The organism is Bdellovibrio sp. HCB-162 (genome assembly GCF_047344985.1).
In the GTDB taxonomy this organism is placed as follows: Bacteria; Bdellovibrionota; Bdellovibrionia; order Bdellovibrionales; family Bdellovibrionaceae; genus Bdellovibrio.
The window spans coordinates 2,667,156-2,693,293 of the sequence record NZ_CP178861.1 but is presented as its reverse complement, the minus strand read 5'-3'; the positions used below and the strand labels follow the sequence as shown (position 1 = coordinate 2,693,293).

Sequence of the window (26,138 nt, the reverse complement as noted above, 5' to 3'; positions counted from 1 at the left end):
TTTGTGCTTTGTGATTCTAAATATGTCTGCGACGATGTCCGATAGGTTTTTCGAATTTCAAAGGTGAATCATGGCCCTTCAACTCTCATTCAGCATTAGCGATAAATGCACGACCATTCTGCTTCGAGGCAGTTTGAACGAGTACGCCTCGGCGCTTGATGGGGTGGAAGTAAATCCTAATTTTGATCTCAATATCGATCTTAAGGATTTAAAGAGCATCAACTCTTTGGGCATTCGCAATTTTCACGCGTGGATTCACAGAATTCAGTGTCAACGCTTGCGCTTGTTCTATTGTCCGCGTCCGTTCATCAACCAAATGAATCTTGTCGAAGGTTTTTTGCCAGACAAGGCGGAGATCGAAAGTTTCTTTGTGCCGTATTACTCTGAAAGAACAGGCGAGGATGCAATGGTCCTCTACACAAAATATTTGGAATATAAGAAAAGCGATGACGGTAAAGTCGTATTAAGTTTTCCAGAGATGCAGGATTCAGAGGGCAATAAGATGGAACTTGATATCTTCAAAGACCAATACTTCCGCTTCCTCGACAAGTATTATTAAAAGCCTCTGTGCAAAAATGTTTTGAGCAGCTTCGGTCCCATGGTCAGCCAAAAATAAAACGCCAAAGAGTTAAATACCACCGCCCACATAAGACGCTTGCGGCTTTTATCACTCAACGGAACTTCTGTGCGTAAAACACGGTAGCCCAACGACATCGAATAAAAATTGCAAATAACGGGAATAAGAAGACAACCTAAAATGGCGTTCCAAAGAGCTTTCTTCGCCAGATCTTGAGTGTTCTCATCATACTCTTCGACAATTTTTAAAGGACGATCTTGCTCGCGACTTTCAAGTGCGTGAGAAGCTTCCATGAATTCATGCTCAGGAATTTCAAGAGTCAATCTGCCAAGGAGCTGCCCCAAGTGCGGAGCCACGGATCTGGTTTGCTCATCGCGAACTCGTGGATGCAAACCCTGAGACTCAAGAAATGATTTAACGACTTGGGCTTCGCCAATGTCTGCACAAACCATCAAAAATACATAACCGGATTGCTCTTGAGTCATGGATTGATTTTCATCGATGTTCTAAGGGCAGACAAGATATTTTAAGACTTACGACCGTCGTCCCAGACTTGTACACAGGCATCTTTAGAAACTTTGCGATCCTCAATCCATGGAAACACCTGTTTCATGCCGTAAAAACTTTTAAGGCCTGAAGTGTAATGAAACTGTTTTACCTGTCTTGTGCGAGCGTTGAATTGTTTAGGAAAAAGCACAGCCTCAGTGGCGATACGCAAAGTGTTTTCCCAAATACTTGTTTCATAAGGAGGAGGTGTGGAGCCTGTCCAAAAAGATTTCGTCTTATCAGAAGGCGGGCAGAGAGCTTGTAAAAGACTGTTGTTGGTTTTGCCATCCATCTTTTTTAGCCACAATGAAAACTGCGAAGGAGAAGTCACAACACGAGCCAGCGGCCCTTTGTAAGAGCTGTGATCGTCTTTGATAAACTCAGACTTGCGGTCTGTAGCTAACGAACGATTCACGGCAATTTTTGCTACGGTCATTGGATAGTGCAGACCATGCTTATAACACCGAGCCATCTCCGCATACAGAGTGCGGGCTAGAGCGTCGATATCGACCATATCTTTTTCTGTCATGGCTGAGCCGTCTTCCTTTGTCAGAGGCGGAACGCCGGATTTTCTTAACTGTGGAAGCACGTAAGCATCATAAGGATTTCCAGCAGCAAAGTTTTTTGGTGGATTTTTAGGATTAATAACACAAGCTCCGATGCGAGACTTCAAGGCATCAGCGGCCGCGGTGACAGATTGATGGGATAAGGTTTTTTCCAAAGGTTCTAACGACTTTTGAATTTCTTTGGGACCTCCGGAATTTTTTGTTCCAGGGGGGCAGTATTCTTTGGGAGCTTCGACTTTTCCGTAAAAAGAATTTTTCTTTTTCTGAGTTACATAAGCGGCGTCCACCCAACCTTGACCTTCTTGAGTGTAGACTTTGCCTTTCACCGTGCGCTTATAGCGATACTTGATTTGCACGTACTCTTCATCTTGCATTTGACCCGTGTAAGGATCTTCTACTTTCATTTTTCTTGCTGGAGACACGACCTCGATCTCTGCACCACGATCAGGCCACGCAATAGGACGACACGCAGGGTCTGCAGAACAGTTTTTCCAGTTCATTCCTGGTTTGTTAAAGACAGAAACAATTTCGTCATCTTCAAGATCCAGAAAGGCCTTGCCGTTGGCCCAGGTGTTTAAGCTTGCTGTGAATACAAAAAGAAAGGCAATAAATCGCATAAGTCTTTATCGATTTATTGCCCGTGATCTTGAGTAAAAAGATGCGAGTTTCTATTTTTGAGACAGCTTATTTAATTAATTCTGCTGCTTCCAAAGCCGCTTGATGAGAAGCCTCAAAGCAAGGAGTCATCCAGTTGTCCTGATTGGCAAAATGAATGAGCTTACTCACGGGAGTTGCAGCGGCTTTCGCTGTTCCCTCGACAATCATACCTTTGCGCGCAAGAGGCACGGCGTGACCCCAACGAGTCAAGCGAAGACCGTGAACGTCATTCATCGAAAGACCTTGTGATTTCAAGATCGGCTCAACCTCTGCCAAATATTTGTCGCGGTATTTGTCATGTGAGCCCGGATAGAACAAGAACTGACGAGCGCCATCGTAAGGAATGCCGTGGTACAACGTCAAAACGCTGTGCTCAGTTTGATCTTGTTGCGCCCAGGTTCCAAAGCAGATGTCAGAAAAATTGCGATCGCCGCGTCTCATCGGTGTTGGTGCCGGCGGCACGTTGCCTTTGAGGCAATAAAGTTCATAGCTCGGAGTTTGGAAAGACTTCTTCGTGAAGAGATTCCCAACAAGATAGGCGCGATAAGGCAGCATGTGAATGATTTCGGCCTGTTCGCGATTCATTTCAGGAAGCAGACGGCGAGCGACAAACTTAGGACAAGCCATCACCACCTGGCGAGCACGCGCTTTTTTAATAACGCCCATGCCGTCTTCATAAACCACAGTCACAGAATCTTGCTCTGTCTGCACTCGCAAAACCATGCAACCAGAACGCAGTGAATTTTCACCGGCGTCTTTGCGAATCTGTTGCGCCATTTTGTGTGCAACATAAGAGTTCCCGCCTGGATATGCTAACAACGCTCCAGTCTCAGCACTGATGAAACCAAGATATTGGAAAGCCGAAAGCTCCTCTGTAGAACCACAGAAAGAACTCCATCCGTAAAGTTGCAGGTATTCCAAAAGATGCGGATGAAGATCGCCGAACTCTTTAGCAACCCACTCGTCCACTGTGAGCTTGTCATATGTTTTTGCAAAGTCGCCTTCGAAACTAAAATCAGCTTCGTTGTAAATTTCAACAAGACGTTTGTGGAATTTTTTAAAATCATCTTGTGCACCGGATGCAGTTGCACCTTGCCAGAAAGGTTTTGCAACACGGTCTTTGAAAAACACAGAGGTGTCATCGCCGTGTTCTTTACGAGCCTTATCATGAATGCCAAGTTCTTTTAAAAGACCCGCAAGCGGAGTTCCTTCCGCAGGTTCGCAAAGATAAGCAGCTCCGATAGAGTAACAAGCGTCTTTGTAAAGTTCGCCTTTGCTATTTCCACCCAAGCGAGTGTCTTGCTCAAGAAGCGCGATTTTTTTATGGCGAAGATAGTAAGCGGAACTAAGACCAGCGATACCGCCACCAACAACAATCACATCTAAATCTTCAGTGACTGCAGGCTCTCCGCCTTTTTTTTCTAAATAGCCATCGATGTTCCAAAGAATGTCATGCGGGCGATCGATATTGTCGCCGTTAAAATCAAGACTTGAAGATTCGTTCGAAGATAAACGTGCAATCGGCCAATCGTCGTTGAGTTTTTTAGCCACCCACTCCGAGCCTTTTGCCAGGCCTTTTGTGGGAATCGAAGAGAGTGCCGCCAAGGAAACTGTCGTCTTTAAAAAATCACGTCTTTGCATGGCGTTGTAATTAGAATGTCCTTCGTAAAAGCACAAGAGGAGACACCGAGCCTCCTCTTGTTGAGAACTTATTGAAATTATCGAACACTAAAACGATTTTAGCGGGGCTGAACGCTCTCGCAAGGCGGAACTGTGTAAGATTTTCTAAAGAGCAAAGTCCAATGGTCCGCATTGCGATTTGAGATATGGCGGTACACCGGAACCATCACAGTCAAAGGGTAAGAGCCGTGGATTTCAACGTCTTTGCAGATGCGCTGATTGTTGTTCCAAAAGCAGTCTTCCACAGTTTGAGTGTAGTTGATGGGAGTCGAAAGAATTTCTCTGCCAACAACGACCACTTCTTGGCGATCACCATAAGTGCGCGTTTCTGTGACGTCGACGGGTTTCATCGTGCGAAGACGGTCGCCTTCTTGGCAAACAAACATGTAGTCGATACTGCGACCCATATAAACCGTAGGTGCTTTCACATCGAGGTATTTCACTCTCAAGATCTCATCCCATGATGAATCCGCTGTGACCAGAGCGTGCGCAGATAGAGCTGATAAAGAAACTAAAGCGATTACTAAAGACATAAAACGTTTCATTTGTATCTCCTGAAAAAAAGTTTCGCCTACTTTGTTTGTAAGCACTCAAGGGCTCAAGTTACCATCCGGTAAATAGGGCTTTTGAAACCGATAAGTGTTCAGGAAAATTCCACCTAACGCTTTGAGCTAGGCGAGAAAAGTCGTGAAACTCGGAAGTCTTTTATGTAATCAGTCACTCCATGAAACTAGAAATGCCTTCGCTCACAGACAAGTTGAATAAGCCTGAAATCATCGAAAAATCTTGGGTGATCACTCTTTCGGGAAATCGCTTTAATATTTTAAATCCGAATCCTGATGCTGTGAAAATTGAAGACATCGCTTGTGCTTTAGCCCGCCAGGCGCGCTTTAACGGGCACACTCGTTTTTTCTATAGCGTGGGTCAACACTCGTGCTTGGGGGCGGAAGTTTCTCCAACAAAAGAGATCGCTCTGCACATGCTTTTTCATGATGCGACGGAAGCCTACATTGGCGATCTTGTGTCACCTGTGAAAGCACTTCTTCCTGATTTTGAAATTATTGAATCGCGCATTCACTGGGCGATTTCGCAAAAGTTCAATATGGAATACCCGCTTCCAAAAGTGGTGAAACAAATCGACCGTCGCTTGCTGGCAACGGAAGTCCGTGACCTGATTACCAAAGATTTGGGATCATGGGGCATCGGTCAGGACGAGCCTTTTGAATTCCCCATTATTCCATGGCCGCCGGAAGTGACTGAAGCCCGCTTCTTGGAGCTGGCTCGCAATCTTTTAAAGCAGTAGCCCAAATGGCCGAGGCGCAATGTTTTTGTGCCTCTCTTTGTCGTCTCTGTCGAAGAAGTTTCTAGAGAGAAAATTGCGAAACTTCCTTCTAAACGACTATAAATCATCCCGTGTCGAAAGTTCACTCGGCGAGTTTCTTGCTTTTCGATCCTGCGATTTTCTATTTTTAAAAATTGCAGATGTGAAAGGTGCTCCTAATGAAAGCCGTGTTACTTGCACTCCTGATGTTGTTCAGCGTTTCGTCTCACGCAGACGACGGCTTGTACATAAAAGACCTGGATTCAGAAGGGGCCTATCAATGGAAGCAGCTTTCTCCAGAAGTGCGCAGAGCCATTCTTCACGAGTCTTGGGCCTATGAAAATGCCACGCGCTCTGCCGTGAACCCTGCGAAGCGTATGGTGGTCGTCACTCCTCAGCAGGATAAGGTGCAGCCCGTGCGCGTGTTTGGGTTTACTGAACAAGACGTCCTTAATGCGGATGGAGATCCCCATGGTCAGGCTTGTTCTAACAAACACAATCAAGGCGATATGTCGAATCGTTGGTGTCATGCTTACTTCGTGAAACTCACGGACAGTTATTTGCGCTCCAAGGGAGTGAATCGTCATTTGTCGGCGATACTTTCAGCGTCGATTTTTATTCCGAAAGAATACGGATATGACCTTCATCCTTCACCCTCAGATTTGGTGATGGCAGAGTATGAAATCTACGGCAAGGTGCAAACACGCAAGTCGACTCGTATGACGGTCACGGCGTTTGGTGATAAGGCTGTGTTTTTTACTTTGGAAAAAAGATTTTAAGAGAGAGTTTTAGAAAATAAAAAACCCAAGTCAGATGAGGACTTGGGTTTTTTTATTTTATTCAGAAGCTGCTTCAGCTCCGCCGCCCGAGGCGGCTGCGCTCTGCGGCCGGGGGCCTTTAAGCCTTAGGAACTTTGGATTCGTCGACAGTGATTTCAATTTCAACACGACGATTTTTAGCGCGAGCTTCTTTTGTTTTAGCAGGGTCTACTGGGTTTTCAGCGCCCATACCGATAGAAGTCACAGTCGCAGCTGGAACTCCCGCAGCAACAAGTTGAACGCGAACAGCGTCAGCACGTTGTTGAGAAAGTGGGTTGTTCACCATAGAAGAGCCTGTATCGTCTGTGTAACCTTTTACAGTCAAAACATTCTCTGGGTATTTTTTCATGATCGCTGCAAGTTGGCTGATGTTTGATTTTGCAGCGGGTTTCAAATCCGATTTGCCAGTGTCGAACAAGATATCGCTTTTAAGTTTTGTGATAAGACCTTGCTCAGTTCTTTTTGTCTCAGCGATTTTTTCAAGTTCTTTTTGTTGTTTATCCAAACGATGTCCCACAGTACCGCCCAAACCAGCACCGATCGCCGCACCAATCAACGCGCCTTCGTTGCGTTTACCAGTTTGATGACCGATCACAGCTCCGGCAACAGCACCAATTGCAGCACCGATACCTGCACCTTTGGCAGCATTAGGGTTTTCTTTTGTAGTTGCACATCCAGTTGCCAAAACAGCAACAGCAGTTCCGATAAGAATCAGTTTCTTCACAGGGTCTCCTTGTTTCTTGATGGTTACATTATCGAAATAACTCTCGAAGAAGATCAAGAAAGGAGTCAGCGCGTCCACCGAAGGTATTGTTTCAAAGAAGCGACACTTCAACTTTGGTCGGATGCGTTAGTGTTTACCTTACACAAGGCTTGATTTATGCTTTTTTCCAGACCCATGGAAAGGGGAGAATTATGATGAAAATCTTTGCAGCAAGTCTTCTTTCAATCGTACTTTTGGCAGGAGTAGCTCATGCCGAAGATCGTTTGATTATCGTCAATGGCATGGCCGAAAAGGGCCTTGATCCCAATATGGTGAACTTAGGTATTGAAGTGTGGAGCAAAGCCTCGACGGCAAAACAAGCTCAACAATTGGCCGCAAACCAATTTAAACAGATCAAAAAAACTTTTGATGAATACAAAATCAAAAAAGAAGACATCCAAACAGACAACTACTCTTTAAATCCTGAATATGAATACGACCAAAAACTACGTCAAAATAAAATGACGGGTTTCCGTGTCAGCCAAGCAATGACGGTCACTCTTCGTAAAGTGGAAGATGCCGGAAATTTCTTAGACTCTTTGGTTTCAGAGAAAAAATCCACGGATTCTGGAACAAGCGTGAATTCAATCAGCTGGGATTCTGACAAGAGAGCGCAAGTCGAAACAGCCGCTCTAGGTGACGCCGTTCGCTCTGCGAAAGCCAAAGCAGAAGAAATTGCGAAAGCCGCAGGAGTGAAGGTCAAAGGTGTGGCTCGCATCAGCCATTCTACAGGACGTGTGGGACCGCAACCCGTTTTCCGCAACTATGCGATGAAGGCGATGGATGCAGCAGAGTCTGCTCCGACAGAAGTTTCTGCAGGACAAATCAAAGTCCGTGTTGAAGTGACAGCAGAATACGAAATTAATTAAGCAGGATTTTTCTTTCTTACGCGGAAGAAGTTTTATTTCGCGTAAGAGAAAAACTGCACGCATTCATTGCTGAATTTTGTGCCATTGATACTCACGTCTTTAACGAAAGCATTCTTAGCTTTCGCCTTTGTTAGATCAGCCCAATCCACCGGAGGATTTGTCGCCTGGGTGCTTTGCGGATAATAAAAGTGCGTCACTGCTGACACACCATTGGTTTTTGGTCCCTTTAAAAAAGGATTTTCATTCGGAGAAGTGAGAACCTTGTTCGCCGCTTCCGTTGCGTGCTTCCAGTATTCCTTCCAAAGAGGATGTTCTGTCGGGCAAAGGAAAAGTTTTGAGTAAGCCGATTTCTTTGAAACCGCCGGATTGAACTGCGCTTTTTTAAAGATCACGCCGCGATAACCTTTACCGAAACTTTTTTCCCATTTCGGATTGTTCTTCGCAAGCTCCACACGGTTGTGAACGCCCCACGCGATACTTTCAAAAACAGCTTCGCCGTACTTTTCGCATTTTTCCATATTTGTGGAAATGCTTTCGGCAAAAGAAAGGCGCGCCAGAATTTCAAAATCAGTCAGCTTGTTTCTATCAACGATGACTTCATTGCTTTCATCACCTTGACGTTTAAAACACTCAGGCGAATCGATGATTTTATTCAGCTCAATTTTTTGCAAAGCCTTGTTGCTGCCAGGAGGACAGAAAGCGTCATTCGCATAAGCATTCAAACTCAAAAAAGCAGTGAAAAAAATAAAACCGATTTTATACATCACGATACCTATTGTACGGGGAAAAGATAAGTCGTCGTCATCGCGTTTTTCTCAGTGATCGAGTGAATCTCATAGATCTCAATCACAGCGCCAGTTTGTTTTAAACTGTGCTTCACCATGTAGTCATTCACGCGAGGATACACTTTCAAAGGCCCGATACCTGGAGAGCCTGTGAAAACCGCGACAACATATTTTCTTTGTGGAATATCACCTGTTTTAAAATCCTCTGGCAATTGACCGGCAGGAAGCGTCTCAACGATGCAACCCACTTTAGAGCGCAAACGGGCTTCTTCAACCACTTGTGGATCGTCCATGTATTCACCAAAAGTGCGACCGCATGGAGCGCCTTGGGACTTCATAAAGTTTTCGACTTTCTCGATCACTTTATTCACTTTGTGATAAGGCCCTACATGTTCGATGTACACCGTTTGAAACGGACCTTGCGAAGCTTCACTGATATCGACGCCTTTAAAAGCACCCAGGTAGTTTGCCAGGAAAAGACCAAAAGATGTTACTGCAACGAGAACGAAAACTAAGATGTACTTCATTTTATATCCATTTGATTGAGCAGCCCATAGAGGCCGTTTGTTCTTCAGAAACTTTTTCGTTTTTAATCAATGTCTGCACGGCTTCATAAAGCTCGCGCTTCGTGACTTTGCTGGCGTCTTTCCAAGAATCATCAAGACGTCCGCGGTAAGCCAGTTTGTGGTTTTTGTCGTACACAAAAAAATCCGGCGTGCAAACCGCGCCGAACTTGTGAGCGACCTCTTGCGATTTATCGTGCAGATAAACGAACGGATAATGTTTTTCTTCCGCGCGTTTTTTTAGATTCTCAAAAGAATCTTCCGGATGGCTTGTGGCATCGTTTGAGCAAATCGCAATCACAGGAACATTTTGTTTTTTAAGATCATGACCCAATACAATCAACCGACTCTCAATCGCTTGCACATAAGGGCAGTGATTGCAGATAAACATCACAACAAGCGGACTTCCTTTTGGAAAATCCTGAAGCTTGTAAGTCTTGCCATCAATCGCAGGTAATTGAAAATCCGGGCAGTCATTCCCAAGATCAGGAAAAGGCGTGAATGTTAAGGCCACAAATCCCTCCTAAAGAGCTGTCCAACTGATTTTTTTATCACCGATATGAAGACTGCCGTCAGCCTCCATGCCTGTGTATTTTTCTTTCAAAAGTGGATGCTGATTTAAAGCCATGAGAAGTGACAATTGATCTGTCGGACTTAACCCTTCATCGCTGTGAGAAAGTGCGTCTGTTAATTCAAACAACAAGCGATCCAAGAACGCCATATAGTCTTGGCCCAAAAGGGGAGCGCCCGGTGGCAAAGACTCTAAAAGACTTGTCGCGATCTCAACATCTTTCGGAGAAGACGTGACGTTAAAACCAAGACCCACAATCAAACGAACGTCATCACCTTGAATAAGACTTTCAAGCAAAATGCCCGCAACTTTATTCGGACCAATGTAGATGTCATTAGGCGCTTTTAAGTTCCAAGGTAAAAACGGCCATGTTGTTGAGCACGCGCGATAAACAGCTAGGCCCACAAGGCATGAAGTCGTTGGCTGAGGTTTGATTTTTAAAAGAAAAGACCAAGAACTTAAAAGTGAACTTCCTGGCTGAGCATCAATCCAACTGTTTTTGCCGCGACCGCGGCCCGCAGTTTGATGGTCCGTCAGATAAAGGCACAAAGATTCTTCCTGAAGATTTTCTTCAAACGCTTCTTCCTTAGCAAGTTCATTGGTGCTGGCTTGCTGAGATTTATAAGAAACGAAAAGATGATTGTTCTCAGCCCACTGAGAAGTCACCTGTCCGATGCGAATGTCAGCTAAAGGAGTGTCGTTCATCTTAGTCCTCCCATTGGAAAACAAGGCTCACGTCAGCACAAGGAGCCGAGTGAGTAAGTGCGCCGACAGAAATATAATTCACGCCAATTTCCGCGACCGAACGAACGCGCTCTAAGTTCATATTTCCGCTGGCTTCTGTCTCAATTTCAGAAGGAACCATCGCCACGGCTTTTTTCAGCGTTTCATTATCCATATTATCAAGAAGAATGCGTTGAGCTTTCATTTCGACGGCTTCTTTGACTTCATCTAAAGTGCGCGCTTCGACTTCAATCGGAAGTTGGCTGTACTCACGAATGCGATTTACGGCATTCGTAATTCCGCCCATCACAGAGATATGATTGTCTTTGATTAAGATCGCCGTGCTCAAGTTCATACGGTGATTCACACCGCCACCATGAACGACGGCGCGCTTTTCAAGATCCCGGAAAGCAGGCGTTGTTTTACGAGTATCAAGGATCTTCGTTTTTGTGCCGGCGATTTGTTTTACAAAGCGGCGAGTGTGAGTCGCAATACCTGAAAGATGACCTAGGAAATTCAAAGCCACGCGTTCGGCTTTTAAGATTTGTACAAGGTCGCCTTCGATCGTGCAGATGATTTGATTTTTTAAAATCTCATCGCCTTCTTCAAAATGCCATTTCACGCGGCAAGTAGGCTCTAGCATTTGCATGGATTGTTCAAAGGCCATCGCTCCAGAAAGAACGATGTCTTCCTTGGCTTTCAAGCGTGCGCGACCCAAACGAGGTTTTAAAGCTAAAGATTCTGTTGTGACGTCCCCATGGGGCATGTCTTCTTTGATGGCTGCGCGGATGAGTTCTTGCAATGTCATGGCAATCGACCTCTTTCAAAAGCACGCCGGCTTATGAAAAGAAAACGACGCGCTTAAATGGATTTCTCAGTATCTTTGAGGATCTTATTGATTTCTTCGCGGATCACACGTTCCGCGATCTCAGGAATGACTTTCCAGCAAATGGATTCAATCATTTCACGAGCTTCCTCACGAATAATCTTTTCCATCATATTGCTGTTTAAGTCCATCTTGGATTGCGTATTGGGCTGAGCATTAGACGAAGGCGCAGCAGAAGGTGGCGTTGCCGCACGGCCTTTTTGCAGAGTCTCCATCATTTGGTCTTTGACTGATTTTTCTACTTTGGAAACAAAAGAATCCGTTCCCACCGGAGCTTTGGTTTTTGTGACCTCGCGCTCGGGCTTTTCGAAGCTGATTTCCTCAAAATCACCCGCCACTTCAATATGAGCGTGTGACAATTCATCATCCTGCGGGATGACAAATTTAGAAGCAAAATCACCAGTTTCATTTTCAGGCAGTTGAATCTTAAATTTCGTCAAATCTTGGTGAGCCCAACCACCTTCGTCGTGCTCTTCGGTCATCTTTGGAGTTGCCGTCAAAGGCACAGCAGAGAATTCTTCATCAGCGACTTCCAAAGGATTGGCATCGACGTCTTCCACTTCCGGAATATTCAAAAAGCTCTCTTCTTTGGCTTCTGGGATTGCGTAGATGTTTTCGTTTTGAACAGGAGCTGGAGAAATCTCTTCCGGAGTTTCCTCGAAGTCCGGCATTTGCGGGAATGTGAGGAAATCACTGACAGGATTTGCTTTTGTCTTTTTAACCAGATCGTTCACAATCGAACGCAAGTGGTCGGCGTCGAAAGGTTTTTCCAAACGACGGTCCGCTTTGCAGTCGGTGGCTTTGGCTTCGTCGATTTCCATGAAACCACTCCACATCAAAACAACAGGAATGTGAGAAGTCTCAGGATCATTTTTGATATCCGCGCACACTTCATAACCAGAACGTTTGGTTAAAAGCACATCGGCAAAAATGATATCGGGTTTGAAAGTTTTGGTCACAGCCAGGACATCGAGGCCCACAGGTACGGCCTTAACTTCGACAGCGAAGTCAGACAATGCCAGTTGCATTACTTTTTTGATTGTGGAACTCTCATCTGCAAGCAAGACGCGTAAAGCCATAATGAAAGTAAAATAGGAATTTCAATTCTAGTCAAGGTAACATTTAGACGTGAACAGAATCGATAGATACACATCTTGGTTATTTTGGGGCTACTTCATCGGTGGCCTCTTGGTTTTTTTGACCCTATTTACGGCCGTAGACGCGATGTCCACCATGGTGACTTATAAGAATGTCGCTCCGACGGCGCTTATAAATTACTATTTGTATTCTTTTCCAGAGATCATCTCGAAATTGCTTCCGGTCGCCTGTTTAATGGGCACTATTTTGACTCTTTCAAGCCTCAATAAAGCCAATGAACTCGTCGCGTTATTTGCAAGCGGAATGAGTCTTCTGCGCATCACTCTGCCGATTTTAGTTTGGGTCGCCGTGATTTCCATTATCGGCTTTTGGTCCGCGGACAAGGTCATGCCCAAGGCGATCAAAGAGAAGAATTATATTTTGTATTACGACCTCAAAAAAGAGCCACACCGTTTTTCGACGATCAAGACAAATAAGATTTGGTACCGTTCGAAAAATTCCATCTTCAACATTCAGACTTTGAACGCCAAAGGAGATGGGGCGCAAGGGCTGACGATGTATTTCTTTAACGACGTTTGGGATCTCGTTCAGATGATCACGGCGCGTGAAGTGCATATTCAAGGCTCGCAGTGGTTGCTTGAAAATGGGGCAGTCACGGTGTTCTCCAAGGACTCCAGTTTTCCTCTGACAAGTCAGTTTAAAACCAAAAGTATCGTGATGGCTGAAGACTCCAAAGACTTGCAAAGTGCCGGGCAGACGGCTGACATGATGTCGCAAAAAGAACTTGAGTACTTCATCAAAAAGAATAAGGACGCCGGTCTTGATACGGTTGCGTATGAGGTCGACTATCACGCTAAGATCAGCTTTGCTTTTGCGGGGCTTGTGATGTGTCTTTTAGGCATCCCTTTCAGTGTGGGGAGGGCTCGCTCCGGGGGCACTATGCTCAATGTCGGGATCTGTTTGGCCTTGGTCTTTGCCTATTATGTGTTTTATTCCTCGGGAATCACCTTAGGGCAGCATGGAACACTTCCTCCGGTTGCGGCGGCTTGGGCGCCTAACATTGTCATGTCAGGGTTGGCCTTGGTTCTTCTCAAAAGGCTGAAACGCTGATATAATGGGGGCCTCTCGGAGGTTCCTATGATCATGAAAATCCTCACATTCCCGGACCCAAAGTTGCGTGAAGTTTCGCAACCTGTGGAGACCTTTGGACCTGAAATCAAAAAACTTTCTGAGGATTTGATTGAAACAATGTACGACGCTCACGGTATCGGCCTTGCGGCTCCGCAAGTGGGTGAGTTAAAGCGCATGGTTGTCATCGACACTCGTCCCAAAGATGAGAAAGGTCGTCGTTACAAATACGAAGAAATGACAGAACTTGAAGCTGCCGTTCAGCAACCTCTGGTTTTAATCAATCCTGAAATTATTAAAGGTGAAGGCAAAACAACTTTTGATGAAGGTTGCTTGTCGATTCCTGGTTACTACGAAACGGTCGAGCGTTTTAACTACATCGAAATGAAAGCCTATGATGTGCACGGCAAAGAGTTCATCGTTAAAACTGACGGACTTCTTGCGATTTGCATGCAGCATGAATTGGATCATTTAGAGGGAACTCTTTTTGTCGATCACTTGAGTTTTGTGAAGAGTAACAAAATCAAAAACCAAATTAAAAAATACGGTTATCCTGTGAAGGATAAAGCGGAAGCTACTGAAGACACGCCGGCGAAGGCCGGAGAAAAATGTGATGTGTGAGCAAGGTCCGCGTCTGCTTTCTAGGAACTCCTGATTTTGCCGTGACCTCATTAAAAGCTCTTCTTGCCGATGAGCATTTTGAGGTCGTAGGTGTTGTGACTCAACCCGATCGTCCTGCGGGACGTAAACTTCAACTGACTCCAAGCCCTGTGAAAATGGTGGCGCAAGCTCATGGATTGAAAGTTCTGGCTCCAGAGTCATTGAAATCAAATCAATTAATTCTTGATGAAATCCAAAGCTGGGGCGCTGAAGTCGGCGTTGTCGTGGCATTTGGACAAATTCTTACACAAAGCTTTTTAGATTCTTTCCGTTTTGGCTGTGTGAATGTGCACGGTTCTATTTTGCCGCGTTGGCGTGGGGCCGCTCCGATTCAACGCGCGATTGAAGCAGGCGATGTTGAAAGTGGTGTGACACTTCAGAAGATGGTGAAGAAACTTGATGCAGGTGACATCATCGGCATCCGTCGCGTGAAGATTAGACCTGAGATGAACGCACTCGAACTGCATGATGAGTTGGCGGTCCTTGGTGCTGATTTGTTGCGTGTGGAGTTGATGGACTATGTTCGTGGAAACTTAGCTCCGATTCCGCAAGATGAAGCGCAAGTGACGATTGCTAAGAAAATTGAAAAGCAGGAATCACTGATTGATTGGAATGCTTCCGCGAAATCCATCGATGGAAAAATCCGTGGTTTCGTTTATGGACCTGGAACTTATACCTTGTTTCAAGGAAAGAAGTTGAAGCTGCATAGATCCGCGGCAGCGGGCAGTGCCGGAGCGTCGGAAGGCGCGCAGGCTGGAGCAGCTCCGGGCACGGTGACAGCAATCTACGACGATCATATTTCCGTCGCCTGCGGTGAAGGTGTTTTGAAACTCTACGAAGTTCAACCGGAGTCACGCAATCGTATGAAGGTTGAAGATTTCTTAAAAGGCAACAGTCTTAAAGTAGGAGACAAACTCGGTGTCTAAAATGGTCGCTCCCTCTATCTTGTCAGCGGATTTTGCAAATCTTGAAAAAGAAATCAAAGCCGTCTCGGCAGCGGGAGCAGACTGGATTCACGTGGACGTGATGGACGGACGATTTGTGCCGAATATCACAATCGGTATTCCGGTTGTGAAGTCTTTAAAAAAAGTATCTCCGATTCCTTTGGATGTGCATTTGATGATTGAAAATCCTGAACGCTATGTTGAGGACTTTATTAAAGCGGGCAGTGATTATTTAACAATTCATGTGGAAGCCACTCCCGATCCCGCGGGAACTTTGATGCGCATTCGTGAATTGGGCGCAAAAGCGGGAATCACTTTGCGACCTCGCACATCCATTGATGAAATCCTGCCTCTTTTGCCTTTATGTGATCTTGTTTTAGTGATGACTGTAGAGCCGGGCTTTGGCGGTCAGTCTTTTATGCACGATCAAATCGCAAAGATCTCGCGCCTTCATGAGGAACGTCAGAAAAATAATTTTTCTTATTTGATTGAAGTGGACGGCGGTATCAACGAAGAAACAGCAAAGCTGTGCCATGAAGCAGATGTTTTTGTGGCAGGCAGTTATGTTTTCGGTCGTGACTATAAAACGGCTATCACAACTCTCAAATCATAAAGTTTGTAAATACTCACACTCGCGAAATCCTCTTGAGAAAGTTTCCTTCTAATTAAAGGATCTATTTCTAGGAGGAGTTTATGGCGCATGCCCAGCAACATACTCAATCCCTGTGGCAAGAGCACACCGCTTTTCCCGCATTAAAAAGTTTGGATACATCGTTAAAGACGGATGTATGCATCGTGGGCGCGGGTATTGCTGGACTTCTGACGGCCTATCGTTTGATGCGTAAAGGCCTCGACGTTGTCATTCTTGAAAAAGATCTTTTAGGCTTTAACGAAACGGCCCACTCAACGGCCCATTTATCAAATGCCCTCGATGACGGTTACGTGAATATTCGAAAATGGCATGGACGTGAAGGGGCAAGGCTTGCTCATAACAGTCATACGGCGGCCATCGATTTGATTGAACACCTGGTAAAAGAAGAAGACATTCAATGCGATTTTCAAAGAGTCCCGGGATATCTTTTTTTAGGTGAAGGCGACGACCGGCGTTTTTTGGAAATGGAAATGGCGGCGGCCCACGATGCCGGTTTTTTCGACGCTCATCTTGTCGAAGAAGCGGAAGAACAATTTTTCGATGCGGGGGCTTGTCTCAAATTTCCTCGGCAGGCACAAATAGACCCGCTGAAGTTTGTGCGCGGTGTTTGTGAAAATATTCTGGCGCGAGGTGCGCAGATTTACCCCCTGACTCACGCAGAAAAATTTCAAGGCGGCGAAGACACTTACGTTGAGACGTCTTCGGGCCATCGTATTTCTTGCAAGCATATTGTTGTGACGACGAATGTTCCAATCAACGATTGGATGAAAGTGCATTTCAAGGAAGCGGCCTATCGGACTTATGTGGTCGCATTAAAAGTGCCACGCGGAATGAAAGCGCCTTGTCTTTTTTGGGATACGGAATTGCCTTATCACTATCTGCGTTTTCATGCGAATTCCAAAGAGGATTATGATGTTTTGATTGTCGGTGGTGAAGACCATCGTGTCGGTCAAGGCGGAACTTCAGATAATAGATTTTCTAGGCTGCGAGATTGGGCCGAGCGACGCCTTCAAGTTGAAGGGGAGGTTGTCGCTTCCTGGTCGGGGCAGATCATTGAGCCCATGGACGGGCTCGCTTATATTGGCAGAAACCCCGGCGACTTCGACAACGTTTACATTGCCGCCGGTGACTCGGGTCATGGCATCACTCACGGAGCTATTTCTTCGATGATTCTTTCAGATTTGATCACCGTAGGTTCCCATCCGTGGGCTGGTCTCTATAATCCCAGTCGCTTCAACTGGAAAGGGGTTTCTCGTTTTATCAAAGAAAATATTCAGACAGGTATTCAGTACCGCGATTGGATTTCAAAAGGTGATAACAAAGATTTAGAAGAGCTGATTCCGGGGCAAGGATGTGTGATTTCGGAAGGTTTGTCCAAGATTGCCGTCTACCGCAGTGAAGATGGAATGTTTCATCGTTTGTCGGCCAAGTGCCCGCACATGGGAGGCGTTGTGCACTGGAACGAAGCAGAAGGCACGTGGGATTGTCCTGTGCATGGATCACGTTTTAATAAATACGGTGAAGTTCTTAATGGGCCTGCACTTAACAACATGTCGCCTGAAGACCGGGCTTCCGATGACGCTGTAGAAAGAAAAAACAAAAAAGAGGGTAGCGTCGGAGTTAAATAGAAATGGTGATATGTTTTTCTTTTTCAAAATAAGGTCGGCCATTTTCTAAATAAATAGCGCCTTGATATTTTTCGTGAGCACGCAAAGTGTTCTCTACACGGCGGCTTACTGGCGGAGTCAAAAGTTCGAGCGCCTTGCTGACGGGAAGAAGTTTGTAATCGCGCAATTCATAATCTTGCAGTTTGATTTTTTGAACTTGGGATTCTGTCAGATCTTTGGCGGCAAAAAGAAATTGAATGTATTCCCCTTTGACATCCAGATTCGGAATGTAGTCGACGGCAAGAAGAAGTGTTGGTTCGATGTCCAACTGAAGTTCTTCTTTCACCTCTCGCAACAATCCTTCCATGGGAGATTCTTCTCCTTCGACAGTGCCTCCCGGTAAAATCCATCCGGGATTGTAAGTCGGTTGGACAATCAACAATTCGTGTTTATAAAAAAGCAAAGCTCCGGCGCCAACGCGCTTGCGTGGGAGTGAGGAATAGAACTCTCGGTCGTCTTTAAATGTACGCAACATAAAAAACCTCCGTGGAGCGACTAGAGACAATAGTAAACTTAGGTACGGGAAACCTGGACCTTTTTGAGAAAATAGTGTTTCAGAAAGAGTCTCGGCGTTGACCATGCACAGGAGTCCCTTCAAAATTTTAAAGGATCCATATTGATTTTAGGATTACAAAAGGAGAAGGACTTCTATGAAAAAGCTCTTGTTGGTTTTTGCTTTGGCACTAGGCTTTACGAGCGTATCCCACGCCGGAATTCTTATTGAACCATATCTTGGTTATGAGATGGGAAAAACGAAAAATCCAGACGGTAAGTTTGACGGTTCACAGGTAGGCCTTCGTTTGGCTTATGCGGCCCCGATTTTTTTCTGGGGTGGTTTGGATTACACATTGGGTGTAAGCGGAACTTCAAAACCTGACAGTTTGCCAAATGAAGATGGCAAAAGAAGCACACTTTACGGTGTTGTCGGAATGGATTTTCCTATTTTGTTGAGAGCTTGGGTTGGTTACGGATTTATGGATGAAATGAAATTCGAGAACTCAGGAAAAGCAAAAGGTACAAGCTATAAAGTGGGTGTCGGCTTCACAGGTCTTCCATTTATTTCTTTGAATCTTGAGTATGTGAATGAAAAATTCACTGAACTTGAAGGTGTTACGATTCCTGGTGATACTAAGAACGACTCTTACGTTCTTTCGGTTTCATTGCCTCTTGAATTCTAATTAAAACACAGAATTTAAAATTAAAAGAGGAGCTGAATCAGCTCCTCTTTTTTTGGGAAATTTACTCTCGTGGTCGCACTTCAAAAAGTTCGACGTGAAAAATCAGATTCGAATGCGGTTTAATAAATTTCCCAATCTGTCTTTCACCATAGGCAAGGTGAGAAGGAACAAAGATCGTGCGTTTACCGCCCTCTTTCATTCCGAGGATTCCCTGGCTCCAACCTTGAATCACTTTCTTTGAACCCACAACGAATTCAAATTGTCGGCCATGATCGTAAGAGGAATCAAACTTTGTTCCGTCTTCCAGAAATCCTTCATAATGGCAAAAGCAAAGCGCGCCTTTTTCCGCCGCCTTGCCCGTGCCTTCTAACGTGTCCGTGATTTTAATCTCATTCATAAAGTCAGATTTACATTTTTCTAAGGAGCAAGGGGAGAGAAACCTCCAAATAAGGTGCGATAATGCGGAGCAAAAAGAGGCTTGAAAGTACCTAAAATAGAGTCCATGCGCTAGGATGCGGGCTTTTCAGGAGAAGCCCGAACTATGCAGATTACTGGCGAAAATATCACGCTCGAAAACCTTTTTGAAATTGCTCACAATCCTCAACTGAAAGCGGAGCTTTCTGCGGCAGGAAAAGCGCAGATGCAAAAATCTCGCGACTACATTGAAGGCCGCATTTCTAGCGGCGAAGTGATGTACGGCGTGAACACGGGCTTTGGTGCTTTTTCTTCTGTTCGTATTTCCGATTCTGAAATTGAACAACTGCAAAGAAACTTAATCCGCTCTCACAGCATGGGTGTCGGAACTCCATTCACGAAAAAAGAAACACGCGCGATGATGGTTCTTCGTGCCAATGCTTTGGCAAAAGGCCATAGCGGTATTCGCCCGTTGGTTGTCGAAAAAATTCTTGAGTTCCTTAATAACGACATCATTCCGGTCGTTCCTTCTCAAGGTTCGGTGGGAGCGAGTGGTGACTTGGCTCCGCTTTCACACCTGGCTTTAACGATTATCGGTGAGGGCGATGCATGGGGAGCTGATGGCAAAATCGTTCCTGTGCAAACACTTCTGAAAGAAAAAAACATCAAACCTCTTGAGCTGAAAGCAAAAGAAGGTCTTTCAATGATCAACGGCTGCCAAGTGATGACCTCCATCGGTTTGTTGTCCGTGTGGGAAGCAAGACGTCTTCTTTGGATGGCGGATCTTGCAGGAGCGATGTCACTTGAAGGTCTTCGTGGCACTCGCAAAGCTTTTGATCCTTTGATCTCTGCAACTCGTCCTCATCCAGGCGAAGCAAAAACTGCGCGCAACTTGATGAAGCTCATGGGAGAAAAAAGTGAAATCTCTGAAAGCCACGCGGTGAATGACCCGCGCGTGCAAGATGCTTATTCACTTCGTTGCATGCCTGCGGTTCACGGGGCGGCGAAAGATGCTTTGAGATACGTGACGAAAGTTCTTGAAACGGAAGCAAACTCTTCAACAGACAATCCGTTGGTTTTTGCGGATGCGAATAAAGTTCTTTCTTGCGGTAACTTTCACGGAATGCCAGTCGCTCATGCGATGGATTTTGCGGGGATTGCGATTTCTTCTCAAGCAAGTATTAGTGAATGCCGTATTTCAAAAATGATCTCAACACAGATGAGTGAGCTTCCAGCGTTCTTAACTCCGAACGGTGGTTTGAACTCAGGTCATATGATTGTGCAAGTAGCGGCGGCTTCTTTGGTGAGTGAGAATAAAGTTCTAGCTCATCCTGCGAGTGTGGATTCCATTCCGACATCGGCTGAAAAAGAAGATCACGTTTCTATGGGTACGATTGCGGCTCGCAAATTTGCTCAGATTTTGCGTAACGCTGAAAACGTGGTGGCTATGGAAATGTTGTCAGCATGCCAGGCTTTGGACTTGCTTTCTCCATTAAAACCTTCAGCTGCGGTGAAAGCCGTTTACGATCATATCCGTAAAACAGTGCCATTCGCGAGCGAAGACCGTGTTTTTTCAAAAGACGTTGAAGCGATCAAAGCGATGATGGTTTCTGGTGAACTTCAAGCCGTTGTACAAAAAACTGTCGGAGACCTTGAGTGGTAAACGGGCGCGAGCCCGCAGTGCCGGAGCGCCTGGGCGCGTAGGCTGAAGTAGAGTAAAATAATATAAAGTAATAATTAATTTATAGCTACGCGGTGCAATTCAAAAAGGTACGGCGTACCTCCAAAGAGGGAATTAAATATGACATCACAACCAAGAGTCGTAAGAGCTCCTACGGGAAATAAAATGGTTTGTAAGGGGTGGCTTCAAGAGGCCGCTTACAGAATGATTCAAAACAACTTAGATCCTCAAGTGGCTGAGCGCCCTGAAGATTTGGTGGTTTACGGTGGTATCGGAAAAGCCGCTCGTAACTGGGAGTCTTTCGATAAAATTTTGGAAGCTCTTAAAAATCTAGAAAACGACGAAACTCTTCTTGTTCAATCTGGAAAACCAATTGGTATTTTGAAAACTCATGAAGATGCTCCTCGCGTTCTTTTGGCAAATTCAAACCTTGTTCCTAAATGGGCCACATGGGAAGTCTTCAACGAACTCGATAAAAAAGGTTTGATGATGTACGGACAGATGACGGCGGGTTCTTGGATTTACATCGGAACTCAAGGTATCATCCAGGGAACTTACGAATCATTTGTTGAAGCCGGTCGCCAACATTTTGGCGGAAGCCTTAAAGGCCGCGTGATTTTGACAGCAGGTCTTGGCGGGATGGGCGGAGCCCAGCCTCTTGCGGGTGTGTTTGCAGGAGCTTGTGTGCTTGCTGTTGAAATTGATCCAACTCGTATTCAAAAACGTCTTGAAACAAAATACGTGGATGAAGTGGCGACAGATCTTGATGATGCTATCGCACGTGTCAAAAAATACACGGCAGCAGGTGAAGCAAAGTCCATCGCTCTTCTTGGCAATATGGCCACAGTGATTCATCAGTTGATCGAAAAAGGATTCACTCCGGATCTTTTGACGGATCAAACGTCCGCGCATGATCCTTTGGTGGGTTACATCCCTGAAGGCTATACCGTAGAGACAGCTAAAGAATTCCGTGAGCGCGATCAAAAAGCTTATTTGAAAGCGGCTTACGATGCGATGGCAAAACACGTTCGCGGTATGCTTATCATGAAAGACCGTGGCGCTGTGACTTTCGATTACGGCAACAACCTTCGTGCACGCGCTTATGAAGCGGGCGTTGAAAATGCATTTGATTACCCAGGATTTGTTCCTGCGTTCATCCGTCCTTTGTTCTGCAAAGGGAGCGGTCCTTTCCGTTGGGTGGCTTTGTCAGGTGATCCAAACGATATCAAAGTGACTGACGATGCGATGAGAAAACTTTTCCCTCATAAAAAAGATCTTCTTCGTTGGTTGGATATGGCTGAAGAGCGTATTGCGTTCCAAGGTCTTCCAGCGCGTATCTGCTGGCTTGAGTACGGCGAGCGCGCGAAAGCGGGTTTGATGTTCAATCAACTTGTGGCTGAAGGAAAAGTAAAAGCTCCGATCGTTATTGGTCGTGACCATTTGGATTGTGGTTCTGTGGCTTCGCCAAATCGCGAGACAGAGGCGATGAAAGATGGTTCAGATGCAGTGAGCGACTGGGCTCTTTTGAATGCCCTTGTAAATACCGCGTGCGGAGCTACGTGGGTGAGCTTGCATCACGGTGGTGGTGTGGGAATGGGTTACAGTCAGCACGCAGGACAAGTGATTGTTGCTGACGGCACTGAAAAAGCGGCTCGTCGTTTAGAGCGCGTTTTAACGGCCGATCCAGCAATGGGCGTCTTCAGACATTTGGATGCGGGTTATGAACTCGCAAAAGAAGTGGCGATTGAGCGCGGTGTAAAAAGTCTTTGGATTTAATCGGCGAATGCCGAACGGAGCCTGGGCGCGTGCAGCGCTCAGGCTAAAGCAATGAATTATCTACGGCCCGCAGGGTTCACCGAATTCGGTTGCGATTGGCTTCTTTGATTCTCGCGGAATGTGCCGCCGTTTTTTCTAGAAATTTTCATTTTAGGTTGTTCCGTCAAGCTTTCCATTTCACGTGATGGCTCACGAGGCGTTTCCAAAGTGGATTCCACTTTCGCTCTACTGCGAGGAGCCGATTTGGCTTTTGTAGCAAGTTTAGACATGGCTTGTTTTTTAGGGCTTGCCTTCGCTTTGGCCTTCGCTTTTAAAGTCGTAGTTCTTGTTTTCTTCGCGCCAGTGGCTTTTCTTGCGTGTGCTTTTTGTTTCATGAAGGACTCCTTTAAATTTTTTTGGTCTTATGTATTTTTATTATAGGCGCGAAAAGACAAATAACATCATTTCATAAACGTCATCTGTCGTTAGGCATATTAAATCGATGTCATAAGACTTATTGCGAGTCGGGTCATTCGGGAGTTGGATAGGGCTGTTGTAAGTTTAAGGAGGCCCGTATGCAGCAAGCTCATCAGCGTCACTCAAAACTCATCCTTAGTTTTTTCTTTCTCCTGATCCTTTCTATTCTTAACTTCGATGCAAAAGCGCAAGCTCCCGATCTCGTCCGTGTTGGAAATTTAAAATTCGCTCACTACGGTGCAATTAGTTACCTCACTGAGCACTGCGGAAAATACGGTTTAAAAGTTCAAGAAAGAGTTTTTGCAAAAGGTCTCGACATCATCCCGGCTATCATCGCAGGAGAGATTGACGTCGCCGCCAGTGCCGCAGATGCCGCCATTGCGGGACGAGCAGGAGGTGCGCCGATTTACGCCGTTGCTGGATTTGCGAAAGGCGGGGCGCGCATCGTTGTGCGACCTGATTTGAAAATCACGTCGGTCAAAGAACTTAAGGGCAAAAAAGTCGGCGTGGCTCGCGGCGGGGCCCAAGAACTTCTTTTGTATGCCGAGCTTGCTAAAAACAATCTCACCTGGTCTGAACAACCTGGAAAAGACGTGAGAATTGTTTTTATGGCCTTCGCGGATTTGAATCAAGCGCTTCAGGCAAAAAACATCGATGCCATGTCACAGAGTGAGCCGCAATCATCACAAGCGATCAATAAAGGCTATGGAGTGGAGTTAATAAAACCTTACGACACTCCGATGGGAGAACCGATTCGTACACTTGTCATGACAGAGACCATGTACAAGAATAAAAAAGCGGTGGCCGAAAAATTTATGAAGTGCTTTGTTGATGCGACAAAAACCTTTATTGAAAAACCGGATCTCGCACAGAAATACGTGATCGAAAAAATGTTCAAAGGACAAATCACTCCCCAAGATTTCAAAGATGCCATGGGAAATGCAGAGTACACGTATGATCTCACAGTTGAGCACATGCAAATCACGACAGACCTTATGCACAAATATGGCGTTGGTCGAATGAAAAATCCTCCCAAGGCGGCAGACTGGGTGAAGTTGGATCTTCTTGCGGATGCCAAAAAATCCATGGGAGTTCCCTAGGAGTTGAGTTTGAAAATAGCATGGACGTCGGCAATAAAAGGATTTTGGGTGCCAGCCGCCATACTGATTGTGTGGGAGCTTGTCGTGCGCTTCGGAGGAGTGAACCCTCATGTGTTGCCGGCGCCTTCTGCTGTTCTAATGAAATGGTATGAATACCTGAAACCTTACGAAGCCTATGATCCTGCACAAGGATCTTATACCAAATGGCTTTTCTCTGGAGAACTTATTCATGATCTCATTGCGAGCTCTTATCGGGTGGCGGTGGGATTCATCATTGGTGCGGGACTCGCGCTTCCTTTAGGTCTTCTGATGGGAGCAAGCACTCACATTTATGATTATTTTAATCCACTGATTCAAGTGCTTCGTCCTATTCCTCCGATTGCTTTTATTCCTTTGGCCATTTTATGGTTTGGGCTCGGCGATCCTCCGGCGGTTTTTTTAATCAGTCTGGGCGCTTTCTTTCCGGTTTTAATGAACACCATTGTCGGAGTCAGAGCCGTTGACAGTATTTATATTCGTGCCGCCAGAAACTTAGGTGCAAATCCGCGTGTGATGTTTTTAAAAGTGATCTTGCCAGCGGCGATGCCTTACATCTTAAGTGGTGTGCGCATCGGGATTGGCACCGGCTTTATTTGTATGATCGTGGCAGAGATGATCGCTGTGAACAATGGACTTGGTTATCGGATTTTGGAAGCGCGCGAATATTTTTGGTCAGATAAAATCATTGCCGGTATGTTCTCCATCGGACTCTTGGGACTTGCGATTGATACGGGCGTCAGCAAGCTGAATAATTATCTTTTGCGTTGGCATCGAGGTTTGGAATGAGTGAATCCGCGCAAATTGAAATTGAACACGTTCATAAAGTTTTTTACGGCGAAGGAAAAGATGTCGTCGCTCTTCGCGATATTAATTTTAATATTTCCGCAGGACAGTTTGTATGTTTGTTGGGACCTTCAGGATGTGGAAAGAGTACGCTTCTGAATGCCATTGCGGGATTTTCTTTGCCTACTCAGGGCGAAATCCGTGTGGATGGAAAAATCATTTTATTGCCCGGCCCGGATCGCGGCATGGTCTTTCAAGAGTACGCTCTGTTTCCCTGGATGACGGTCGCTGAAAACATCACCTTTGGTTTAAAAATTAAAAAAGAAAATCCGCAGAAGATTGAAAACAAACTCAATGAATTATTGAAAATGTTGAAGCTCGCAGACTTCCGGGATCGTTTTCCTAAAGATCTTTCGGGAGGAATGCGACAGAGGGTGGCGATTGCCCGTGTGCTTGCCTTGGATTCGCCAATCATGTTGATGGATGAACCTTTCGGTGCTCTAGATGCCCTCACTCGCCGGAGTCTTCAAGATGAGTTGTTAAAGCTATGGAGCGAATTAAAAAAGACCATCGTGTTTGTTACTCACTCGATCGAAGAATCCATCTATCTTTCAGATCGGATTATTGTGATGAGCTATCGGCCGGGCACCGTGAAAAAAGACATTCACGTGGAGCTCCCGCGCCCGCGCAATCCAGCGTCTCCGGATTTTAACGATTTAAAAAAAGAAATTTCACAACTCGTGATGGAGGAACAAAACCGCTTTGAACAAGCACAGCTTCAGGGAACAACGGGGGATTAGACTACTCGTCGTGATAACTGCGAGTCGTGATTTTGCTGCGACTTAGCTGCATGATTCTTTGTGATACCTGGACAAGGAAATACCCCAGGCACGAGAAAGCACAACCCAGCATCAAGGTGACTGACGTCGATTTCATCGCAAGCTTTAAAAAATCCGCAATAGACGGGGCTTCCGTGTAAGTCAGTTTGAGAGAGTTGCGAATCAGCAGTGGCAAAATATAGCCCACTGTCATCAGAAATGAATTTTCTAAAATATGTAAAGGCCGACGGGTTAAAAATCCGTTCAGTAAAAACAATAGACAAAGAAAGTTTACGGAGTCGCCGACAATGTCCCAACCAAACGCCTGGTAAACCAATACCAGAGAGCCGGAAAAAAAGAGGGTGTAGTAGATCCATAAACTTCGGCTATGTAGAAACGAACCGTCTTTTTGCATAAAA

At 45.5% G+C, this 26,138-nt stretch carries 30 protein-coding genes; 15 read left to right on the top strand and 15 right to left on the bottom strand.

Features of this window, described 5'->3' with window-relative positions:
* The first annotated feature begins 70 nt into the window (after positions 1 to 70).
* Positions 71 to 559 carry a hypothetical protein gene (locus ACLSSO_RS13050; protein ID WP_295901134.1) on the top strand — a complete coding sequence of 163 codons (489 nt, stop codon included), beginning with the start codon at positions 71 to 73 and terminating at the stop codon, positions 557 to 559.
* On the opposite strand, the gene ACLSSO_RS13045 is transcribed toward ACLSSO_RS13050, so the two are convergent.
* The 4 genes from ACLSSO_RS13045 to ACLSSO_RS13030 all read right to left on the bottom strand — a co-directional run bounded on the left by ACLSSO_RS13045 (position 556) and on the right by ACLSSO_RS13030 (position 4,571).
* On the bottom strand, positions 556 to 1,062 hold the full coding sequence (locus ACLSSO_RS13045; RefSeq protein ID WP_295901136.1) for a hypothetical protein: 507 nt from the start codon (positions 1,060 to 1,062) through the stop codon (positions 556 to 558). The genes ACLSSO_RS13050 and ACLSSO_RS13045 overlap by 4 nt on opposite strands.
* A 41-nt stretch (positions 1,063 to 1,103) precedes the next feature.
* A complete protein-coding gene (locus ACLSSO_RS13040; RefSeq protein ID WP_413943065.1) occupies positions 1,104 to 2,306 on the bottom strand; it encodes a hypothetical protein in 1,203 nt (400 codons plus the stop codon).
* A gap of 67 nt (positions 2,307 to 2,373) precedes the next feature.
* Positions 2,374 to 4,023, bottom strand: a complete 1,650-nt coding sequence (locus tag ACLSSO_RS13035) for a flavin monoamine oxidase family protein (protein WP_413943064.1) — start codon at positions 4,021 to 4,023, stop codon at positions 2,374 to 2,376.
* Positions 4,024 to 4,085: 62 nt separating this feature from the next.
* Positions 4,086 to 4,571 carry a hypothetical protein gene (locus tag ACLSSO_RS13030; RefSeq protein ID WP_413943063.1) on the bottom strand — a complete coding sequence of 162 codons (486 nt, stop codon included), beginning with the start codon at positions 4,569 to 4,571 and terminating at the stop codon, positions 4,086 to 4,088.
* Between the two features lie 179 nt (positions 4,572 to 4,750).
* Between ACLSSO_RS13030 and ACLSSO_RS13025 the strand changes: the two genes are divergently transcribed.
* Both ACLSSO_RS13025 and ACLSSO_RS13020 read left to right on the top strand, forming a co-directional pair.
* Positions 4,751 to 5,329, top strand: coding sequence for an HD family phosphohydrolase (locus tag ACLSSO_RS13025; RefSeq protein ID WP_413943062.1), 579 nt, complete (start codon positions 4,751 to 4,753; stop codon positions 5,327 to 5,329).
* 197 nt (positions 5,330 to 5,526) lie between these two features.
* The gene (locus ACLSSO_RS13020) at positions 5,527 to 6,126 is read left to right on the top strand and encodes a hypothetical protein (protein ID WP_413943061.1); all 600 of its coding nucleotides are present in this window, start codon (positions 5,527 to 5,529) and stop codon (positions 6,124 to 6,126) included.
* A 118-nt stretch (positions 6,127 to 6,244) separates the two neighbouring features.
* On the opposite strand, the gene ACLSSO_RS13015 is transcribed toward ACLSSO_RS13020, so the two are convergent.
* On the bottom strand, positions 6,245 to 6,889 hold the full coding sequence (locus tag ACLSSO_RS13015; RefSeq protein WP_295901148.1) for an OmpA family protein: 645 nt from the start codon (positions 6,887 to 6,889) through the stop codon (positions 6,245 to 6,247).
* A gap of 191 nt (positions 6,890 to 7,080) precedes the next feature.
* On the opposite strand from ACLSSO_RS13015, the gene ACLSSO_RS13010 reads away from it, so the two are divergent.
* Positions 7,081 to 7,797 carry an SIMPL domain-containing protein gene (locus tag ACLSSO_RS13010; protein ID WP_413943060.1) on the top strand — a complete coding sequence of 239 codons (717 nt, stop codon included), beginning with the start codon at positions 7,081 to 7,083 and terminating at the stop codon, positions 7,795 to 7,797.
* 32 nt (positions 7,798 to 7,829) lie between these two features.
* Here the strand turns inward: ACLSSO_RS13010 and ACLSSO_RS13005 are convergent, their stop codons facing one another.
* The 6 genes from ACLSSO_RS13005 to ACLSSO_RS12980 are packed head-to-tail and all read right to left on the bottom strand — an operon-like array spanning position 7,830 to position 12,404.
* Entirely contained in the window at positions 7,830 to 8,561 is a 732-nt protein-coding gene (locus ACLSSO_RS13005) for a hypothetical protein (protein ID WP_413944825.1), read from the bottom strand.
* An 8-nt stretch (positions 8,562 to 8,569) separates the two neighbouring features.
* A complete protein-coding gene (locus tag ACLSSO_RS13000; RefSeq protein ID WP_340592421.1) occupies positions 8,570 to 9,109 on the bottom strand; it encodes a GyrI-like domain-containing protein in 540 nt (179 codons plus the stop codon).
* Position 9,110: 1 nt separating this feature from the next.
* Complete coding sequence (locus ACLSSO_RS12995; RefSeq protein ID WP_295901159.1) at positions 9,111 to 9,659, bottom strand: thioredoxin family protein; 549 nt, start codon at positions 9,657 to 9,659, stop codon at positions 9,111 to 9,113.
* A gap of 9 nt (positions 9,660 to 9,668) precedes the next feature.
* A complete protein-coding gene (locus ACLSSO_RS12990; RefSeq protein ID WP_295901160.1) occupies positions 9,669 to 10,421 on the bottom strand; it encodes a biotin--[acetyl-CoA-carboxylase] ligase in 753 nt (250 codons plus the stop codon).
* Between the two features lies 1 nt (position 10,422).
* Positions 10,423 to 11,247, bottom strand: coding sequence for a carboxylating nicotinate-nucleotide diphosphorylase (gene nadC / locus ACLSSO_RS12985; protein WP_295901162.1), 825 nt, complete (start codon positions 11,245 to 11,247; stop codon positions 10,423 to 10,425).
* Between the two features lie 53 nt (positions 11,248 to 11,300).
* Complete coding sequence (locus tag ACLSSO_RS12980; RefSeq protein ID WP_295901164.1) at positions 11,301 to 12,404, bottom strand: response regulator; 1,104 nt, start codon at positions 12,402 to 12,404, stop codon at positions 11,301 to 11,303.
* A 49-nt stretch (positions 12,405 to 12,453) separates the two neighbouring features.
* Between ACLSSO_RS12980 and lptG the strand changes: the two genes are divergently transcribed.
* The 5 genes from lptG to ACLSSO_RS12955 all read left to right on the top strand — a co-directional run bounded on the left by lptG (position 12,454) and on the right by ACLSSO_RS12955 (position 17,435).
* Positions 12,454 to 13,533 carry an LPS export ABC transporter permease LptG gene (gene lptG, locus ACLSSO_RS12975; RefSeq protein ID WP_295905062.1) on the top strand — a complete coding sequence of 360 codons (1,080 nt, stop codon included), beginning with the start codon at positions 12,454 to 12,456 and terminating at the stop codon, positions 13,531 to 13,533.
* Positions 13,534 to 13,560: 27 nt separating this feature from the next.
* Complete coding sequence (gene def, locus ACLSSO_RS12970) at positions 13,561 to 14,172, top strand: peptide deformylase (RefSeq protein ID WP_295905061.1); 612 nt, start codon at positions 13,561 to 13,563, stop codon at positions 14,170 to 14,172.
* Positions 14,169 to 15,137, top strand: coding sequence for a methionyl-tRNA formyltransferase (gene fmt / locus ACLSSO_RS12965; protein ID WP_295905060.1), 969 nt, complete (start codon positions 14,169 to 14,171; stop codon positions 15,135 to 15,137). Before def ends, fmt begins: the two co-directional genes overlap by 4 nt.
* Position 15,138: 1 nt before the next feature.
* Positions 15,139 to 15,768: a ribulose-phosphate 3-epimerase gene (rpe, locus tag ACLSSO_RS12960; protein WP_295905064.1), complete on the top strand. Its 630-nt coding sequence runs from the start codon at positions 15,139 to 15,141 to the stop codon at positions 15,766 to 15,768.
* Positions 15,769 to 15,848: 80 nt separating this feature from the next.
* Positions 15,849 to 17,435 carry an FAD-dependent oxidoreductase gene (locus ACLSSO_RS12955; protein WP_413943059.1) on the top strand — a complete coding sequence of 529 codons (1,587 nt, stop codon included), beginning with the start codon at positions 15,849 to 15,851 and terminating at the stop codon, positions 17,433 to 17,435.
* Here the strand turns inward: ACLSSO_RS12955 and ACLSSO_RS12950 are convergent.
* Positions 17,428 to 17,949 (bottom strand): NUDIX domain-containing protein, encoded by a 522-nt coding sequence (locus ACLSSO_RS12950; RefSeq protein WP_413943058.1) that lies wholly within the window; start codon positions 17,947 to 17,949, stop codon positions 17,428 to 17,430. The two genes, ACLSSO_RS12955 and ACLSSO_RS12950, sit on opposite strands and share 8 nt — an antisense overlap.
* A gap of 175 nt (positions 17,950 to 18,124) precedes the next feature.
* On the opposite strand from ACLSSO_RS12950, the gene ACLSSO_RS12945 reads away from it, so the two are divergent.
* Complete coding sequence (locus ACLSSO_RS12945) at positions 18,125 to 18,652, top strand: outer membrane beta-barrel protein (RefSeq protein ID WP_413943057.1); 528 nt, start codon at positions 18,125 to 18,127, stop codon at positions 18,650 to 18,652.
* A 61-nt stretch (positions 18,653 to 18,713) separates the two neighbouring features.
* Here ACLSSO_RS12945 and ACLSSO_RS12940 read toward each other — a convergent pair whose 3' ends face one another.
* On the bottom strand, positions 18,714 to 19,049 hold the full coding sequence (locus ACLSSO_RS12940) for an FKBP-type peptidyl-prolyl cis-trans isomerase (protein WP_295905052.1): 336 nt from the start codon (positions 19,047 to 19,049) through the stop codon (positions 18,714 to 18,716).
* A gap of 144 nt (positions 19,050 to 19,193) precedes the next feature.
* Here ACLSSO_RS12940 and hutH point away from each other — a divergent pair, with 144 nt between their 5' ends.
* Both hutH and hutU read left to right on the top strand, forming a co-directional pair.
* Positions 19,194 to 20,729 (top strand): histidine ammonia-lyase, encoded by a 1,536-nt coding sequence (gene hutH / locus ACLSSO_RS12935; RefSeq protein WP_413943056.1) that lies wholly within the window; start codon positions 19,194 to 19,196, stop codon positions 20,727 to 20,729.
* Positions 20,730 to 20,867: 138 nt separating this feature from the next.
* Complete coding sequence (hutU, locus tag ACLSSO_RS12930; RefSeq protein ID WP_295905047.1) at positions 20,868 to 22,523, top strand: urocanate hydratase; 1,656 nt, start codon at positions 20,868 to 20,870, stop codon at positions 22,521 to 22,523.
* A gap of 56 nt (positions 22,524 to 22,579) precedes the next feature.
* Here hutU and ACLSSO_RS12925 read toward each other — a convergent pair whose 3' ends face one another.
* Positions 22,580 to 22,897, bottom strand: coding sequence for a hypothetical protein (locus tag ACLSSO_RS12925; RefSeq protein ID WP_413943055.1), 318 nt, complete (start codon positions 22,895 to 22,897; stop codon positions 22,580 to 22,582).
* A gap of 180 nt (positions 22,898 to 23,077) precedes the next feature.
* Here ACLSSO_RS12925 and ACLSSO_RS12920 point away from each other — a divergent pair, with 180 nt between their 5' ends.
* Genes ACLSSO_RS12920 through ACLSSO_RS12910 form a run of 3 tightly spaced genes read left to right on the top strand, consistent with a single transcriptional unit; the run spans position 23,078 to position 25,701 of the window.
* Positions 23,078 to 24,079: an ABC transporter substrate-binding protein gene (locus ACLSSO_RS12920; protein ID WP_295905366.1), complete on the top strand. Its 1,002-nt coding sequence runs from the start codon at positions 23,078 to 23,080 to the stop codon at positions 24,077 to 24,079.
* Between the two features lie 9 nt (positions 24,080 to 24,088).
* The gene (locus ACLSSO_RS12915; RefSeq protein WP_413943054.1) at positions 24,089 to 24,904 is read left to right on the top strand and encodes an ABC transporter permease; all 816 of its coding nucleotides are present in this window, start codon (positions 24,089 to 24,091) and stop codon (positions 24,902 to 24,904) included.
* Complete coding sequence (locus tag ACLSSO_RS12910; protein WP_295905364.1) at positions 24,901 to 25,701, top strand: ABC transporter ATP-binding protein; 801 nt, start codon at positions 24,901 to 24,903, stop codon at positions 25,699 to 25,701. The genes ACLSSO_RS12915 and ACLSSO_RS12910 overlap by 4 nt, the downstream gene beginning before the upstream one ends.
* A gap of 1 nt (position 25,702) precedes the next feature.
* On the opposite strand, the gene ACLSSO_RS12905 is transcribed toward ACLSSO_RS12910, so the two are convergent.
* The gene (locus ACLSSO_RS12905; RefSeq protein WP_413943053.1) at positions 25,703 to 26,134 is read right to left on the bottom strand and encodes a hypothetical protein; all 432 of its coding nucleotides are present in this window, start codon (positions 26,132 to 26,134) and stop codon (positions 25,703 to 25,705) included.
* Positions 26,135 to 26,138 lie beyond the last annotated feature (4 nt).